Here is a 17423-nt window from a genome sequence, read left to right on the forward strand (position 1 = left end):
AATGCTAAAATAGTTTTCTGACAAATAATTTCTTAAAAACCGCATTTTTCCCATGGATAAAACACTCTCGGATGGCGTGCCTGTCCCTCAACGGTATGGTGCTATCTTAACCATTGTGCTCGGTATTACGATGGCGGTGCTCGATGGGGCTATCGCCAACGTTGCCTTACCGACAATCGCCAGCGATCTGCATGCCTCACCGGCAGCGTCTATCTGGATAGTCAACGCCTATCAAATTGCTATTGTCATCTCGCTGCTGTCGTTGGCTTTTCTGGGGGACATGATTGGCTATCACCGAATCTACAAAATTGGGCTCATTGTCTTTACCCTCGCTTCCGGGCTGTGTGCAATGTCGAACTCGCTGGAGATGCTAACGCTTGCACGCGTGGCGCAGGGCCTTGGCGGCGCGGCGCTGATGAGCGTGAACACGGCGCTCATCCGGCTTATCTACCCGCAGCGCCAGTTGGGACGCGGCATGGGTATTAACTCCTTTGTGGTTGCCGTCTCCTCCGCAGCCGGGCCCACCATCGCGGCGGCGATTCTGTCCGTCGCGTCATGGCAATGGCTATTCCTTGTGAACGTGCCGCTGGGCATTATCTCGTGGGTGCTGGCGGTGCGTTATCTGCCCGCAAACGGCTCACGCAGCCAGGCCACGCGCTTTGATCTGCCAAGCGCAATCATGAATGCCCTGACATTTGGTCTGCTGATCACCGCGCTGGGTGGTTTCGCGCAGGGCCAATCGACCACACAGGTGGTGGCAGAAGTGGTGCTGTTACTGATTGTCGGTTTCTTTTTCATCCGTCGTCAGTTGCGTTTACCCGTACCGCTATTACCGGTCGATTTACTACGCATCCCGTTGTTCTCACTCTCTATTTGCACGTCTATCTGTTCTTTCTGCGCACAGATGCTGGCACTGGTATCGCTTCCCTTCTTCCTGCAAACCATGATGGGACGCAGCGAAGTGGAAACGGGCTTGCTGCTGACGCCCTGGCCATTAGCCACCATGGTAATGGCGCCGCTGGCCGGGTCTTTAATTGAGCGAGTCCACGCCGGATTCCTTGGCGCGCTGGGTATGGCGGTAATGGCCTGCGGATTATTTGCGCTTGCTCTGCTGCCCTCATCGCCTTCCGATCTGGATATCATCTGGCGCATGATCCTGTGCGGCGCAGGGTTTGGTCTGTTTCAGTCCCCCAACAACCACACCATTATTTCTGCCGCACCTCGGCAGAGAAGCGGTGGTGCCAGCGGGATGCTGGGGACAGCTCGCCTGCTGGGGCAGAGCACCGGTGCGGCGCTGGTGGCGTTGATGTTCAATGCCTTTGGCGATAGCGGGACACATGTGTCATTGCTGCTGGCGGGAAGTCTGGCGGTGGTCGCGGCGCTGTTTAGCGGCTTGAGGGTGACGCAGCCGCGCGTGCAGCGCTAAAAAAAGCGCCTCGATTGAGGCGCTTCTTCATTATTTCAGGTATTCACCGGTACGCAGCGCTTCGATACGCTTATCCAGCGGCGGGTGAGTCATAAACAGCTCACTCAGCGTTTTAGACTTACCGTTGATGCAGAAGGCCATCATGCTGCTGGCTTCCTGCGGTTCGTAGCTGGTTTTCAGACGTTGCAGAGCAGCGATCATTTTTTCGCGCCCTACCAGTCGCGCTGAACCCGCATCCGCGTGGAATTCACGGTGACGCGAGAACCACATGGTGATGATGCTGGCCAGAATACCGAACACCAGTTCAAGGACCATTGAAACCGCAAAATAGATAAGCGGGTTACCGTTACCGCCCTCTTCACCTTCATCACGGTTACCGCTCAGGAAACCGGCGGCAATCTGCGCAATAACGCGCGAGATGAAGATAACAAAGGTGTTCACCACGCCCTGAATCAGCGTCATGGTCACCATATCACCGTTAGCCACGTGGCTAATCTCGTGCGCGATGACCGCTTCCGCTTCGTCACGGCTCATGTTCTGCAACAGACCGGTACTGACCGCCACCAAAGACGCATCACGGCGCGCGCCGGTGGCAAAGGCGTTGATATCCGGCGCATGATAGATAGCGACCTGCGGCATACCAATGCCAGCCTGACGCGATTGCTGTGCCACAGTGTCCATCAGCCAGCGCTCCGTTTCGTTGCGCGGCTGTTCAATCACTTCCCCACCTACCGATTTCAGTGCCATCCATTTCGACATCATCAGCGAAACGATAGAACCCCCAAAACCAAATAGCAGAGCCATAATCAGCAGGCCCGTCATGCTGCTCGACTGAATTCCTGTCAGGCTTAGCACCAGCCCAAACACAACCATCACAGCAAGGTTGGTCAACAGGAAGAGCGCGATTCGCATCATAATTTACTTTTAACCTCGTTTTAACAAAACGCACTATGCGATTACCCACATCGTATGGGTATTAATACAATTTTCAACTATCCACGGCGGGTAAGTCACGATAAAGACACAACTTTACATTTTTTCGCACACTTGCTTACGCGCGGTTTAGAGATGTAAAAAAACAGGCACAATCACTTGTGCCTGTTTAATTTAGAGAGAATTACTTGCTGGTCGCAGGGGTTGCGGCAGGCCTGTCTTTTTCAAGATGGGCCAGGTCGACCGCAATATTCACGGTCTCATCCAGATACGGATCCGGCTCCTGATAATCCTTCGGCAAATCGTCAATGTTCTTCAGCAACGGTTTGCCATCGCGTTTGTAGCGATCGTTAACGCGAGCCAGACGAGTTGCGTCATCTTCCTGGTTCTCTTTTTCGCGCTGTGCGTAGTTTAGAGAAACGATGTTGCGCTTGTCTTTCATCGCATTAAAGCGCGCGATATCCTTCATGATGTACTGGAATTCAGGATCTTTCGCGATGCGCGCATTGTGCAGTTTCAGCAGTTCCGGGCCAAAGGGCGTTAAATCATCAGATTTCACATAGGTCGCGGCGTCGATGCTGTCCCACGGCAGTGCGTTATCTTCAAATTTCTCACCCGTCTCCGTCTCTTCCGAACCGGTCGGCATCAGAATATCCGGTGTTACACCCTTACGTTGCGTACTGCCGCCGTTAATGCGGTAGAACTTCTGGATGGTGTACTGCACGGAACCCAGCGCTGGCCATTCCGGGCGCAGCATTTGATCGTAAATGCGATTCAGAGAACGGTACTGCTGGACGGTGCCTTTCCCGAAGGTCGGTTCACCGACGATCAACGCGCGTCCGTAGTCCTGCATGGCGGCAGCAAAGATTTCAGATGCCGAGGCACTGAAGCGGTCTACCAGCACCACCAGTGGGCCTTTGTAGTACACCACGCCGTCGTTATCGCTGTCTTCACGCACTTTACCGTTGTTGTCACGCACCTGCACAACCGGGCCGGACGGAATGAACAAGCCAGAGAGCGATACCGCTTCGGTCAATGCCCCGCCGCCGTTGGTACGTAGATCGATGATCACGCTGCTGACATTCTGTTTTTCCAGTTTCTGCAGCTGCACCTTAACGTCTTCCGTCAGGCCAACATAGAACCCCGGAATATCGAGCACGCCCACTTTCTCTTTGCCGACGGTTTTCACCGACATTTTCACAGCGCGGTCTTCGAGTCGAATGCGTTCACGGGTCAGGGTGACGATTTTAGTTTTCGCACCTTTACCCGCTGGCAGGATTTCCAGGCGAACTTTACTGCCCTTCGGCCCTTTAATCAGCGCCACGACATCATCCAGACGCCAGCCGATCACATCGACCATGCCTTTCCCTGCCTGACCCACGCCGACAATTTTATCGCCGACCGTAATCGCTTTACTTTTCGCCGCCGGCCCACCAGCCACCATGGAATTGATAACCGTGTAGTCATCATCCATTTGCAGGACTGCGCCAATACCTTCCAGAGACAGGCTCATTTCAGTGTTGAACTGCTCGGTGTTGCGCGGAGAGAGATAGTTGGTATGCGGGTCGATTTCGCGCGCGAATGAGGTCATCGCCAGCGAGAAAACGTCTTCGCTGTTTGTTTGCGCCAGACGACGAATCGCGAACTTATAGCGACGCGTCAGGGTTTCGCGGATCTCTTTTTCGTCTTTCCCGGTCAGCTTCAGGCTCAGTTCATCGAACTTGACTTTGCCATCCCACAGGGCGTTCAGCTCGGCTTCATCTTTTGGCCATGGCGCTTTTGCCCGGTCAAGATTGAAGGTGTCGTTGCCGGTGAAATCCATCGGGCGTTCGAGCACTTTCAGCGCGTACTGATAACGTTCAAAACGTCGCTTTTGCGCCAGATTGTAGAGATCGTAAAACACGTCGAGCTTGCCCGAGCGCAGTTCATCGCCAATCTGTCCCTTCTTCGAAGCAAACTGCGCAACGTCGCTGGCCAGCAGGACGTTATGGCTGTAATCGAGCAGGTTCAGATAGCGGTCAAAAATCTTGGCGGAAAAAGACTGGTCGAGATCGAACTGACGATAATGAGAACGGGTAAAGCGCGATGTCACGCGCTCGCTCACCGTTGCGTGCTGCGTTTCTTCCTTAAGAATCGGAATTTGATCAACACGGGTAATATCTTCCACCGCTAAGGCGTGGCCTGTTATTAAAAACAGGCCAGCGAGGGCGGAGAGCCTAAAAAGTTTGTTCATGCCTGGCCCGGCCTCCGTTTCAGAACACCAGGTGTTCTGCGCGTACTATCATTGACATACCAGAAGTAAGCTGCACGCGGACACCATCTTTGGTGATTTCCAGAATCGTAGCGTCCATTGCGTTATTGCCCGCTTTGACTTTCAGGGATTGACCAACGGTCAGCGCAGAAATGTCGGAAACAGGAGTAAGCTTTTCTTCGCGTACGGCTTTCGCAGCAGGTTTAGCATCACGTGGTTTACGCTCAGCATTTTCTTTGCGGCGAACCGGAGGACGCGGCTTACGCTCGCGACGCGGTGCATCACCTTCACCCGCAGCAGCGGCAGCTTCGCGTTTTTTCGCCTGCTGTTCAGCACGCTGAGCCTGAACACGCGCTTTGGCTTCTTCAAGCTGCTGACGAGCATGGGCAACGTGCTGCTCATCGAGTTCGCCGCAAGGGTTACCGTCGAGATCGACACGTACTGCGCCAGCTTTAATACCGTAAAGGTAGCGCCAGCTTGAAGTATAAAGACGTAATGCGGAACGTAATTGGGTTTTGCTGAGGTTCATCTCACCATCAACACGCTCGACAAGATCCTGAAAAATACCGACTTTCAGAGGGCGAGCTTCACCTTCGGCACTGAAGCAGTGCGGAAAACGTTCGGCCAGAAATGCGATAACTTCTTTACTGCTATTCAACTTAGGTTGATTTTCCATGAAATTTCCTGATTACAACGGACGTAGCCAACAAGCCGCAGGCATGAACAGGCGACATTATAATGACGCCATCGCTAAATGCTACGTTATCCGTTGATTATCCTTCGACGCGGGCAAAGAATTTTTGATAATCGGTGCCAGCAAGCACATTTTCGAGATGACCGACCAGTTCACGCAGGCCCTGTTCGTCCTCTTCGCTGAAGCGTGAAAAGAGCGGGCTATCGATATCCAGCACGCCAATCACCTCTCCGTTAACCACCAGCGGCAGTACGATTTCAGCGTTACTGGCGCTATCACAGGCGATATGACCGTCGAACGCGTGAACATCTTCCACGCGCTGTACTTCATTCTTCGCCACCGCCGTGCCGCATACCCCTCGGCCAACAGGAATGCGCACGCATGCAAGTTTGCCCTGGAATGGCCCCAAAACCAGCGTATCGCCTTCCAGTAAATAAAAACCAGCCCAGTTCACATCTGCCAGACGTTCAAAAAGCAACGCGCTGGTGTTAGAGATTACAGCTAGAAAACTGTTCTCACCTGCCATCAATGCCTGAAAATCACGGTTGAGATCCGCGTAAAGTTCTGTTTTGTTCATTATTAAACCACTATTGTCTACTTCAATTACTGATACTATCGACGACGCATACTCCTATAAAATAAGCATTAAATGCGTCAGGGCTCAAGTTCAATCCATTCATGAGTTAAGATAGAGTTATACATTCATTCTACGATGTAATAAATGCCACTAAAAACATCACGCATTACACCGACGCAGAAAATTCGTATTCACTCAATGGGTGATCCTATCCCGCAGGCACAATACCAACGTTGCCCGCAGTGCGACACGCTTTTTCAGTTACCGTTGGTTAAATCGCACCAATGTGCCTATTGCCCGCGCTGCAATGCCAAAGTTCGCGACGGTCGGGACTGGTCGTTAACACGTCTTGGCGCCATGGCGATTGCCATGATGCTGCTGATGCCGTTCGCCTGGAGCGAGCCCCTGCTTCGCCTGCATCTGCTTGGCGTACGTATCGACGCAAACGTGCTACACGGGATTCAGCAAATGACTGCCCAGGGCGATCCCATTACCGCCGCGATGGTGCTGTTCTGTAGCATCGCCGCGCCAGCAGTGCTGGTTATCGCCATCGCCTATCTCTGGCTTGGCAACATTCTGGGCATGAACCTGCGCCCGGTGCTGTTGATGCTGGAGAAGCTCAAAGAGTGGGTGATGCTGGACATTTATCTGGTCGGGGTCGCCGTTGCGTCAATCAAGGTACAGGATTACGCATTCCTGCAACCGGGGCTCGGCCTGTTGGCGTTTATTTCGCTGGTCATCCTTAGCATTCTGACGCTTATCCATCTGAATATAGAGGAACTCTGGGAGCGCTTCTATCCGCAACGGCCGGTCACCCGACCCCATGAAGGGCTGATGGTGTGTCTGGAATGCCATCACACAGGCTTCCCGGATTCACGCGGGCGCTGCCATCGTTGCCACGTTCCGCTCACCAGGCGGCGGCGTCAGAGCCTGCAAAAATGCTGGGCGGCGCTGATTGCCTCTATCATTTTTCTGCTGCCGGCAAACTTTTTGCCGATATCGATTATTTACGTTAATGGCGGGCGACAGGAAGATACCATTATGTCGGGGATTCTTTCTCTGGCGGACAGTAACGTCGCCGTTGCCGCCGTGGTATTCTTCGCCAGTATTCTGGTGCCGTTTACCAAGGTCATCGTGCTGTTTACGCTGCTGGTTAGCATTCATTCCAAATGTGAACAGGGCCTGCGCACACGCATTCTGTTGCTGCGATTTGTAACATGGATTGGTCGCTGGTCGATGCTGGATCTGTTTGTTATCTCGTTGACTATGTCGCTGATTAATCGCGATCAGCTTCTCGCCTTTACGATGGGCCCCGCTGCATTTTATTTCGGTGCCGCGGTTATTTTGACTATTCTTGCTGTTAATTGGCTGGACAGCCGCTTACTTTGGGACGCTCATGAGTCAGGAAACGCCCGCTTCACCGACTGAAGCGAAAATTAAAATTAAACGTCGCATTTCACCTTTCTGGTTGCTGCCTATCATCGCGCTGATGATTGCAGGCTGGCTTATCTGGAACAGTTATGAAGATCGCGGCACCACCATTACCATCGACTTCATGTCGGCGGACGGTATCGTACCTGGCCGTACGCCCGTGCGCTATCAGGGTGTGGAAGTCGGTACGGTGCAGGAAATTCGCCTGACGGAAGATCTGAACCGTATCGAAGTGAAAGCCAGTATTAAAAGCGATATGGAAGACGCGCTGCGTGATGAGACACAATTCTGGTTGGTGACGCCTAAAGCCTCGCTGGCTGGTGTTTCCGGGCTGGATGCGCTGGTTGGCGGTAACTATATCGGTATGATGCCGGGTAAAGGTAAAGCGCGCGATCACTTTACCGCGCTGGACACGCAACCCAAATATCGCCTGAATAACGGTGAGTTGATGATTCACCTGCACGCGCCGGATCTCGGCTCGCTCAGCAGCGGCTCGCTGGTCTATTACCGTAAAATTCCCGTTGGACGCGTTTACGATTACGCCATTAACGCCAACAAGCGCGGTGTGACGATTGATGTGTTGATTGAGCGCCGGTTCACGAATCTGGTGAAAAAAGGCAGCCGGTTCTGGAACGTGTCGGGCATTAAAGCAGATGTAGACTTGAGCGGCGCGAAGGTTCAGCTCGAAAGCTTAGCGGCGTTGGTTAACGGGGCGATTGCCTTCGACTCACCGGAAAACTCGGAAGTTGCGGTGCAAAATGACGAGTACGGCTTGTATGAAGATCTGGCCCACAGCCAGCGCGGCGTTATCGTTAAACTGCAGCTTCCCAGCGGTCAGGGGCTGAAAGCGGGTTCTACTCCCCTGCTCTATCAGGGCCTGGAAGTGGGGCAACTGACCAAACTGAATCTTAACGACGACAGTTCTGTTACAGGCGAAATGACCGTTGATCCCAGCGTAGTCAGCCTGCTGCGTGAAAAAACACGTATTGAGCTCCATGAACCAAAACTCTCGCTGGAGAACGCCAATCTCAGCATGCTCCTTACGGGTAGCACTTTTGAGCTGGTACCCGGCGATGGCGAGGCAAAAGATACCTTTGCGGTGCTTCCGTCCAGTAAAACGCTGTTACAACAGCCAGATGTCATGACGCTTTCTCTGAGCGCGCCGGAAAGCTACGGCATTGATGCCGGGCAACCATTGATATTGCACGGGGTGAAGGTCGGGCAGGTGATGGAGCGTAAGCTGACCAATAAAGGCGTAACGTTCACTATCGCTATCGAACCGCAATATCGCGAGCTCATTCATGGCGACAGCAAGTTTGTTGTTAATAGCCGCGTTGATGTCAAAGTCGGCCTTGATGGTGTTGAATTCCTCGGCGCGAGCGCTAATGAATGGCTGAGTGGTGGGATCCGTATTCTGCCGGGTGAAAAAGGCGAGATGAAAGAAGATTATCCGCTGTACGCCAACCTGGAGAAAGCGCAGGAAAATAGCCTGAGCGAGCTGCCTACATCTACCCTCACCCTGACGGCTGAAACCTTGCCGGATATTCAGGCGGGTTCCGTGGTGCTGTATCGCAAGTTTGAAGTGGGTGAAGTGATTACCGTTAGCCCTCGCGCTAACGCGTTTGATATCTCGCTGCACATCAAACCGGAATACCGTTCCCTGTTGACGCCGGACAGCGTGTTCTGGGCCGAAGGCGGTGCCAAAGTCCAGTTGAACGGGAGCGGTTTAACCGTACAGGCCTCGCCACTGTCTCGCGCGCTGAAGGGCGCGATCAGCTTCGATAACCTGAGCGGCGCGGGCGGAAATACCCGTAAAGGCGACAAACGTATCCTGTTCGCCTCTGAAACAGCGGCGCGCGCGGTAGGCGGGCAAATTACGTTACACGCCTTTGATGCCGGGAAGCTGGCGGCAGGTATGCCAATTCGTTATCTGGGCATTGATATTGGACAGGTACAAACGCTGGAACTGAACGCCGGACGCAATGAAGTTCAGGCGCGCGCGGTGCTTTACCCGGAGTATGTGAATACCTTCGCGCGTCGCGGCAGTCGCTTCTCGGTTGTGACGCCGCAGATTTCCGCTGCCGGTGTAGAGCACCTTGATACCATCCTGCAACCTTACATCAACGTTGAGATGGGTCAGGGCTCGCCACGTCGCGAATTCGAGCTTCAGGAAGCCACCATCGCCGATTCCCGCTATCTCGACGGGCTGAGTCTGGTGGTGGAAGCGCCGGAAGCTGGTTCGCTGGGCATTGGCACGCCAGTGCTGTTCCGTGGTATCGACGTGGGCACAGTAACGGGGCTGACGCTGGGCTCACTTTCCGATCGCGTGATGGTTGAGCTGCGCATCAGCAAACGTTATCAGCACCTTGTACGCAACAATTCAGTCTTCTGGCTGGCATCCGGTTACAGCCTCGACTTTGGTCTGACGGGGGGCGTGGTGAAAACCGGCACCTTCAATCAGTTCATTCGTGGCGGTATTGCCTTTGCCACACCGCCAGGCACCCCGCTCGCGCCGAAAGCCCAGGCAGGCAAACACTTCCTGTTGCAGGAAGAGGAGCCGAAAGAGTGGCGTCAGTGGGGCACCGCCCTGCCGCGTTAACGTTCAACGCCCCGGTGTCACTGCGCCGGGGCGTTTATGCTAAACTGCACGCTCTCTGATTACGTGTGGTACTCCCCAGTGGCTCAAAACTCTGTCTTTCTTCCCGATGAATTCCTCGCGCAGATGCGTGAGGCCATGCCCGCTCACCTCGCCTTTGACGATTTTATTGCTGCCTGCCAGCGTCCGCTGCGCCGCAGCATTCGTGTCAATACATTGAAAATCAGCGTTGCCGATTTCCTGGCACTGGTCGCCCCATATGGCTGGCAACTGATACCAGTGCCGTGGTGTGCGGAAGGTTTCTGGATTGAACGCGAAGATGAAGAGTCACTGCCTTTAGGCAGTACCGCCGAACACCTGAGCGGCCTGTTTTACATTCAGGAAGCCAGCTCGATGCTGCCGGTCGCCGCGCTGTTTGCCGGGGACGAGATGCCGAAACGGGTGATGGACGTCGCCGCCGCGCCGGGTTCGAAAACCACCCAGATTGCCGCGCGCATGGGCAACCAGGGCGCCATTCTCGCCAATGAGTTTTCCGCCAGTCGGGTAAAAGTTCTCCACGCTAATATCAGCCGCTGCGGTATCGCCAATGTGGCGCTGACCCATTTTGATGGTCGTGTCTTCGGCGCGGCAGTACCGGAAAGTTTTGACGCCATTCTGCTCGATGCACCGTGTTCCGGCGAAGGTGTTGTACGTAAAGATCCCGATGCACTGAAAAACTGGTCGATTGAAAGCAATCTTGTGATTGCCGCCACGCAGCGTGAGCTTATTGATAGCGCATTTCACGCACTGAAACCCGGCGGTACGCTGGTTTATTCAACCTGTACGCTCAATCGTGACGAAAACGAATCAGTACTGGCCTGGCTGCTGGAACAATATCCGCAGGCGGTTGAAATCCAATCGCTGGCAACCCTGTTCCCGTCAGCCAAAGAGGCGCTCACGCCTGAAGGATTCCTCCATGTCTTCCCGCAAATTTATGATTGCGAAGGCTTCTTTGTCGCGCGTTTGCGTAAAATCGCCTCGGTTGAGCCTCTGCCCATCCCAGGCTACAAAGTGGGTAAATTCCCGTTCACGCCGATGAAAACCCGGGAATCCGCCGCCGTCACTGAGGCAGCCGGTCAGGTCGGACTGTTCTGGAATGACGCGTTTTCCCTCTGGCAGCGCGATAAAGAGATATGGCTCTTCCCGGCAGAGATAGAACCCCTGCTCGGAAAAGTCCGTTTCTCGCGTATTGGCCTCAAACTTGCCGAAACGCATAACAAAGGTTATCGCTGGCAGCACGAAGCAGTCATTGCGCTGGCCCAAACCGACAAGCTGGGGCATGAACTGACGCAGACTGAGGCTCAGGAGTGGTATCGCGGCCGCGATATCTACCCGGAAAATGTGCCAAATCACGACGATGTGGTGGTAACGTATCAGGGCTTTCCGCTTGGACTGGCGAAACGAATCAGCTCACGGTTGAAAAACAGTTATCCCCGCGAACTGGTGCGCGATGGTAAACTTTTTGCCGAAAAATCCTGACTGGCGCGCAAAAATAGCGCACTTTTTGACTGGCGATATTCTCTTCGTTGGCTACGCTAAAAAATGGGCGACCTGAACTGGTCGTACCACAACATCAGCGACCAACGGAGAGTATCATGAGTAAAACCAACGTACGCATCGGCGCATTCGAGATAGATGATGCCGAGCTGCACGGCGAGCAGCACGGTGAACGAACGTTAAGCATCCCCTGTAAATCCGACCCTGACTTATGCATGCAGCTAGACGCCTGGGATGCTGACACCAGCGTCCCTGCCGTACTCAACGGCGAACACTCTGTCCTTTACCGTAAACATTACGATCAACGTTCTGATGCCTGGGTGCTGCGCTTCGCATAACCCAAATGGAACCCGCCCACAGGCGGGTTATTTATTTGCATAACCTTTCCCGCCGTTGCCCTTCATCCCCTACACTTAATCATTAACGGATCCGTTGTGTCATAACCTTTTATCAGACTGAGGATGGGATGTTCGCACTGGTTTTATTCATCTGCTACCTCGACGGTGGCTGTGATGATATCGTCGTGGACGTGTATAATTCGGAAAAACAGTGTGTTGCCGCGATGGACGATCAGCGGTTGCGTCGTGGAGGGTGTTTTCCGATAGAGGATTTTGTGGACGGGTTCTGGTACCCCGCCCACGAATACAGCGATTTTTGAGGGTAACGATCAGTGCGGGGAAGCCGCATGATAAAGCGACGCTTCTCCGCGCGGACGCGTTTTAAAGCGACGGTGAACCCACAGATACTGTTCTGGTGCGCGTAAAATCTCTTTCTCGATGATTTTGTTCATATAGCTGGCCGCATCGATTTCGTCATCTACCGGGTAATCTGACATCACGTCGCTGATGTGCAGCACATAACCTTTCTTATCCGCCTTACGTACCATAGTGATGCTGAGCATTGCCGCGCCTGACAAACGTGAAAGCACCCAGGTCCCGTTGGTCGTTGCCGCTTCGTTCACTGAAAAGAACGGTGCGAAAACGCTGCCTTTCGGACCGTAGTCCTGGTCTGGCGCAAACCACACGGCTTCACCTGATTTAAGCGCCTGCACAAGACCTCGCAAATTGCGGCGGTCGATCATCGCTTTATTGGAACGCAGGCGACCTTTGGTCTGAACCCACTCCATCAACGGATCATTATGACGACGATAGGTTGCCATCATCGGGCGACATAAGCCCATGACCCTGCCACCCAGTTCCAAAGACATAAAATGTACGCCGACAACCATAACGCCGCGACGTTCCTGCAATGCTTTGGTCAGGTTTTCATACCCCTCCACGTCAAACCATTTCTTGACGCGCGCATCGCTCCAGAACCAGGCCATGCCGGTTTCGATAAGCCCCATGCCCAATGACATGAAATTTTGCTGTATCAGTGCTTCACGCGAGTCGGCATCCATCTGTGGGAAGCAGAGTTCAATATTGCGTGCAGCAATGCGTTCGCGCCGTTTGAGAAAACGGCGAGACATTTTACCTACCGTCGAACCGAGGGTATGCAGAACAGGATAAGGAAGCTGTACGATAAGCCAAAGCACACCTAAGCCGAACCACGTGAGCCAGTTGCGCGGATGCAATAACTGGGTATCAAATTCTTTAGACATCATTTTTTCCTGAAGCATGAAAAAGTAACGCGTAAGGGAAAAATGAATCCTTCATTTGTCTTTATGCGTACGTATAAGAGTTTGACAGTAATACGTTCGGCAAATTCACTTTCAGGACAAGACTTTACAAAAAAGTACCTGAATCGGAATAAAACTTACTGGAAGGCTGTAACTTAACTCAAGGCAAGCATGCGCTATTTTCAGCAAAATTGATAGTGAGATTTGTACCCACCACACGATTACCTTAAAACCTGAACCCCGCGCAGGACGGGGCCTGCATCGATTTTACCCATCCCACAGATGATTAATCAGGCATTTCCGAAAACTGTGGCCTGAGCCTATTCCAATAAAGCTTAGGACACATTCACAAAATAAATATTCGATAATTTCAGTATAATCTTAGACAACCACTAATAACGTGGGTTATGACAGCGATAAGGTTCTTTTCCGATGACGTTCCAGGCTGTGACGTTGATAGAAACTAACGAACGATACAAAATAATAACAGGCTAATAATTAGCTATGAAACCGAATGCATCAAGAACTGGTTACATCGATATTTCTCTGATACGATTCAGTTAATCGAGATTTTCATTAGTGTAAGAATGAATTCCCTGAAAACTCCGAGGGAAAGAAGTTGCAACATCACTTACACATTAAATTAACACTACAATAACCATTGTGAATTTCATTATGCTCGACAAGCCAACAGTTTCCATTATCATACCCGCTTACAACTCTGGCACGTTTATCCATATCCTCCTTGATTCTTTAATTGTTCAAACCTATAAAAATTTTGAAGTTATAGTTGTGAATGATGGTTCCTCGGATAACACCATAGAGGTGGTCGAAAATTATTCGAGAAGTAGTCAACTTACTGTCAATCTCATCACGCAAAATAATGCGGGTGTATCAACTGCGAGAAATGTCGGGCTTGATAATGCGCAAGGCGAATTTTGTATATTTATCGATAGCGACGACCATGTCGCCCCTCAATTCCTGGAAAAATTACTCCATAAGCAAAAAGAAACATCCGCTAACATCGTGTATTGTGGATGTAATCAGGGAGGAAAAAACTGCGTCAGGCCGCAGCCTGCAGCATTCCAGGACGGCGATTTATTACGTCAGCGCATTGCGCGAGAATTACTTTTCCATCTTGGCGGCGTACTGATCAGAAGAGATTTTTTAATACGTGAGAATATAAGATTCAACACAGAACTTGCGTTAGGTGAAGATCTGCTTTTCACCTATACGATTCTTGCTAAACAACATCTGCATGCTGTTCCTGAATATTTATACAACCAAACCTACCGTGAAGATTCCGTAATGAATAGCGCATGGTCGAAGGAAGATTATGAACATAATGCGCATGCAATGGACATTATTTACAGCACGATGATAACACTATGTCATGACTCACAAAAAGAGACTGTAGCCCCACTCCTTAAAAATATGGCTATTACTGCCAAAATTAAATTTTTATGGGGATTATTACAATCAGGCAAATACGATCAGACGCTAAAATATCTCAATAGTACATATCTCACCTTGTCTCAGTCAGACATTGCATCTTTAAAATCTAAAGAAAGAAAAAAATATCGTGTAATTATGTCAAAGAATACATTTTTATGGAGGCTGTACTTTTTATTCCGCAAGAAAAAATTTTGAATTCCGATAGTTAACCCGTAAAATCTGATTCTCAGAACCCTCTGCCCTTACTTACACATGGCGTGACACACCTGTGATAGGGCAGCTCGTAGCCATACCGTTCGACGTTTGAGGATTTGCTGGTGCATTACACATTTTTGAAAGAGTGTCTTAGGGTTGAAGTGATAGGCGGGAAAGATAAAAAATTCTCCTGGCCTCGCGCTATCCGTCATGCGTGGCGCCAACCCAAGCGCCGCTTTCTGTTTTGGTGGCGCATTGCATCACATTTGCACGCTGTCGGTGGCAAAAATAGCAAGAAATTCGCGGCTTATCTCAACAGACGCCTGATCAGAAATTATCACACTGAAATAGGGCTGGCCGCCAGGATTCAGCCTGGGTTATTTATCGCCCACTATAATGGAATCGTGGTCACATCCTATTGTGAGATAGGCAAAAATTTTACGCTACGCCAAAACACCACTATTGGGATTAAAACCCTGGGTAAACGTGATGATGAATATAAAATCATCATCGGCGATAATGTAGCCCTTGGCGCAAACAGTTGCATCATTGGTGATAATCTCAGCATTGGTAGCAATGTCATCGTTGGGGCAATGTCTTTTATTAGCAAGGATATCCCGGATAACTGTACCTATTACACCAAAAAAGAGAACGTCATCGAGCGGTATGAAGTATAGCCCCCTGTCTTCATCATGGTTCAATAACGATACGTGTGAAAGATAGAGTTGTAAGATAATTGTTAATGCATTTTTGTTGTGGTATAACCAACAGGAATGGCCCGGATGCCACATAAAAAGAGACCGAATACGATTCCTGTATTCGGTCCAGGGAAATGGCTCTTGGGAGAGAGCCGTGCGCTAAAAGTTGGCATTAATGCAGGCTAAGTCGCCTTGCACTATAAGAATAGATGACCGTGCCAGGTTTTCCAGTCCGCGACGAAAGCGGTCAGAAAATTTCGGCGTCAGAAAACGGCAGCCCCTAAAAAAACCGCTCGCACATTCACAGAATGGCGGCGGTTTTTTATTTGGAATCAATTAGATATTTTTGACAATCAGCAGAGCTTTTCGGCGCGTTCGATAAACGGCGCCAGGCTCATTTTCTCTCCCGGACGCGCTGGATCATCAATTTGTATGATGCTCAAAGGCTGAGCGGTGGTCTTCCCGGCCTTGACCTGCTCTTCAGCAATGGCGTTCAGCGGATACTGGACCAGGGTACTTGGGTTAATCACATACAGCGCATTGCCCGGACGACAGGTCAGCATCACCTCTTCCCTATTAAACGCCCAATTTTCCTTCCCCACCTCAAAGCGGCTCACGGTGATAATTTGCGGGGCGGCCAGCGCGGAACCCGCCGCCGTTAACAATAAAAGAGTCAGAACGATTTTTTTCATATCTTCGCCATTGTTTAAAAAGGTTCCCAGGTGGCAAACAGACTGACACAGGCCAGTACCAGCGCCCCAAGAACAAGTTCTACCTGCGTTGCTCGCAGGAAAAAGCGTTGCGTGGCGGGCTCTGCCATCACCATTCGCGGCACGACAACATAGCGGTTCACCAGCGCGATAACCACCATCATGGCGACCAGCGCACATTTTAGCAGTAGCATACGGCTATAAGGTGTATCCAGCGGCCAGCCATGCTGAATCAATAATGCGTTAACGATCCCCGTCAGCACGACGCCCGCCACTGCGAGGTGCCCGTACCGCGAAAAACGCATCATGGTATAGATTGCTGCCTGCCGCCAGCGCCCCTTTGCCAGCCTCAGGCAATAGAGAAACGGCAATAAGCCGCCAAGCCAGGCTGCCGCCAACAGCAAATGCAGCGCATGATTCCCGCGCTGTAGCGCACCGATAGCACCGTCACGCATTGCGGAATGTCCGGTGCCTGCCAACAGGATAAACTGCGCCGCCGTCAGGAACAGCAGCAACCGCATCATCTGACGCGGTTTCACCCAACCAATGGTGAGCGCCACACCCGCCAGAATGATTTGCCACAGCCAGACACCGCCAAATTGCGTCGCCGCCACCGCTAGCCAGACTTCAGGCTTCCAGACGTCGCGCCAGCCATCGCCCATCAACCCACCCTGCACCATCAGCATCAACAGTGCCGATGCAGCGCAGGCCAGCAGCGAGAGATGAATCAGCGGAGTAAAGCGCTGGCTGAAAAGGCGACGCAGCGGTCGTGGTGCCCACCATCCGCCATAAAGCGCACATCCCAGTACCGCCATCAGCGCGGCAAAATGCACGAATCGCAGCCCGACATAGAGCGTCGTCAGCATCTTATTTCACGCGGAACTGGTACTGGCCCTGGGTTTTATGCCCATCCACTGACACCACGTGCCAGTTAACGGTATAGAGCCCGGATGCCAGCGGTTGGTTAATCGGTACCATCAGTTCCGTTTTGTCGGTTTCACTGCGTACCGCTTTGCCCGTTTCGACTTTTTTAGCATCTTCTCCGATCACTGTGACGCCGCTGAAGCGCGATTCGACGCCTTCAGAGAAATGCAGCGTGATAGATTGCGGTGCGGGGCTCACTTCACTTTCCGCGGCAGGCACCTGTTGTTTGAGGTGGGCATGCGCCCAGACAGCCGGAGCAGAGAGGGTGCAGGTTAAAAACAGCGAAGTGCAGAGTATGCGAACGATGTTGGATCCCATATTCTTCATTCCCTTTTGTTATGGATGTAGCTGAAAGAATAACCTTGTATAATTCCTGAGT

16 protein-coding genes are annotated in these 17423 nt (G+C 51.9%); 8 read left to right on the forward strand and 8 right to left on the reverse strand.

Annotated elements, in window-relative coordinates; genetic code table 11:
- Positions 1–52: 52 nt before the first annotated feature.
- Positions 53–1426 (forward strand): MFS transporter, encoded by a 1374-nt coding sequence (locus NMC31_RS16490; RefSeq protein WP_253898516.1) that lies wholly within the window; start codon positions 53–55, stop codon positions 1424–1426.
- A 30-nt stretch (positions 1427–1456) separates the two neighbouring features.
- On the opposite strand, the gene htpX is transcribed toward NMC31_RS16490, so the two are convergent.
- The 4 genes from htpX to NMC31_RS16510 all read right to left on the reverse strand — a co-directional run bounded on the left by htpX (position 1457) and on the right by NMC31_RS16510 (position 5881).
- Positions 1457–2341 carry a protease HtpX gene (htpX, locus tag NMC31_RS16495; protein WP_015964060.1) on the reverse strand — a complete coding sequence of 295 codons (885 nt, stop codon included), beginning with the start codon at positions 2339–2341 and terminating at the stop codon, positions 1457–1459.
- A 202-nt stretch (positions 2342–2543) separates the two neighbouring features.
- Complete coding sequence (prc, locus tag NMC31_RS16500; protein ID WP_149462794.1) at positions 2544–4592, reverse strand: carboxy terminal-processing peptidase; 2049 nt, start codon at positions 4590–4592, stop codon at positions 2544–2546.
- A gap of 19 nt (positions 4593–4611) precedes the next feature.
- Positions 4612–5286 carry an RNA chaperone ProQ gene (gene proQ / locus NMC31_RS16505; RefSeq protein ID WP_253898517.1) on the reverse strand — a complete coding sequence of 225 codons (675 nt, stop codon included), beginning with the start codon at positions 5284–5286 and terminating at the stop codon, positions 4612–4614.
- 97 nt (positions 5287–5383) lie between these two features.
- Positions 5384–5881: a GAF domain-containing protein gene (locus NMC31_RS16510; RefSeq protein ID WP_149462795.1), complete on the reverse strand. Its 498-nt coding sequence runs from the start codon at positions 5879–5881 to the stop codon at positions 5384–5386.
- 144 nt (positions 5882–6025) lie between these two features.
- Between NMC31_RS16510 and yebS the strand changes: the two genes are divergently transcribed.
- The 5 genes from yebS to NMC31_RS16535 all read left to right on the forward strand — a co-directional run bounded on the left by yebS (position 6026) and on the right by NMC31_RS16535 (position 12102).
- A complete protein-coding gene (yebS, locus tag NMC31_RS16515; RefSeq protein WP_253898518.1) occupies positions 6026–7309 on the forward strand; it encodes a membrane integrity lipid transport subunit YebS in 1284 nt (427 codons plus the stop codon).
- Positions 7278–9911, forward strand: a complete 2634-nt coding sequence (locus tag NMC31_RS16520; RefSeq protein WP_149462797.1) for a PqiB family protein — start codon at positions 7278–7280, stop codon at positions 9909–9911. Before yebS ends, NMC31_RS16520 begins: the two co-directional genes overlap by 32 nt.
- 78 nt (positions 9912–9989) lie before the next feature.
- Entirely contained in the window at positions 9990–11426 is a 1437-nt protein-coding gene (gene rsmF / locus NMC31_RS16525; protein WP_253898519.1) for a 16S rRNA (cytosine(1407)-C(5))-methyltransferase RsmF, read from the forward strand.
- Positions 11427–11542: 116 nt separating this feature from the next.
- Positions 11543–11782 (forward strand): YebV family protein, encoded by a 240-nt coding sequence (locus NMC31_RS16530; protein WP_015964053.1) that lies wholly within the window; start codon positions 11543–11545, stop codon positions 11780–11782.
- A gap of 128 nt (positions 11783–11910) precedes the next feature.
- Entirely contained in the window at positions 11911–12102 is a 192-nt protein-coding gene (locus NMC31_RS16535) for a YdfD/YebW family protein (protein ID WP_253898520.1), read from the forward strand.
- A 9-nt stretch (positions 12103–12111) separates the two neighbouring features.
- On the opposite strand, the gene lpxP is transcribed toward NMC31_RS16535, so the two are convergent.
- The gene (lpxP, locus tag NMC31_RS16540) at positions 12112–13044 is read right to left on the reverse strand and encodes a kdo(2)-lipid IV(A) palmitoleoyltransferase (RefSeq protein WP_253898559.1); all 933 of its coding nucleotides are present in this window, start codon (positions 13042–13044) and stop codon (positions 12112–12114) included.
- Between the two features lie 693 nt (positions 13045–13737).
- Between lpxP and NMC31_RS16545 the strand changes: the two genes are divergently transcribed.
- Together NMC31_RS16545 and NMC31_RS16550 are read left to right on the forward strand one after the other, a co-directional pair.
- Positions 13738–14712, forward strand: a complete 975-nt coding sequence (locus NMC31_RS16545) for a glycosyltransferase family 2 protein (protein WP_253898521.1) — start codon at positions 13738–13740, stop codon at positions 14710–14712.
- Between the two features lie 122 nt (positions 14713–14834).
- Positions 14835–15389: a serine acetyltransferase gene (locus NMC31_RS16550; protein WP_253898522.1), complete on the forward strand. Its 555-nt coding sequence runs from the start codon at positions 14835–14837 to the stop codon at positions 15387–15389.
- A gap of 374 nt (positions 15390–15763) precedes the next feature.
- Here NMC31_RS16550 and NMC31_RS16555 read toward each other — a convergent pair whose 3' ends face one another.
- From NMC31_RS16555 to yobA, 3 genes are read right to left on the reverse strand one after another with little or no spacing between them, the layout of a single operon-like run.
- On the reverse strand, positions 15764–16102 hold the full coding sequence (locus tag NMC31_RS16555; protein ID WP_253898523.1) for a YebY family protein: 339 nt from the start codon (positions 16100–16102) through the stop codon (positions 15764–15766).
- Positions 16103–16116: 14 nt separating this feature from the next.
- A complete protein-coding gene (copD, locus tag NMC31_RS16560; RefSeq protein ID WP_253898524.1) occupies positions 16117–16986 on the reverse strand; it encodes a copper homeostasis membrane protein CopD in 870 nt (289 codons plus the stop codon).
- Between the two features lies 1 nt (position 16987).
- Positions 16988–17362, reverse strand: coding sequence for a CopC domain-containing protein YobA (yobA, locus tag NMC31_RS16565; protein WP_253898525.1), 375 nt, complete (start codon positions 17360–17362; stop codon positions 16988–16990).
- Positions 17363–17423 lie beyond the last annotated feature (61 nt).

The organism is Pseudocitrobacter vendiensis, from assembly GCF_943590815.1.
Taxonomy (GTDB): domain Bacteria; phylum Pseudomonadota; class Gammaproteobacteria; order Enterobacterales; family Enterobacteriaceae; genus Pseudocitrobacter; species Pseudocitrobacter vendiensis.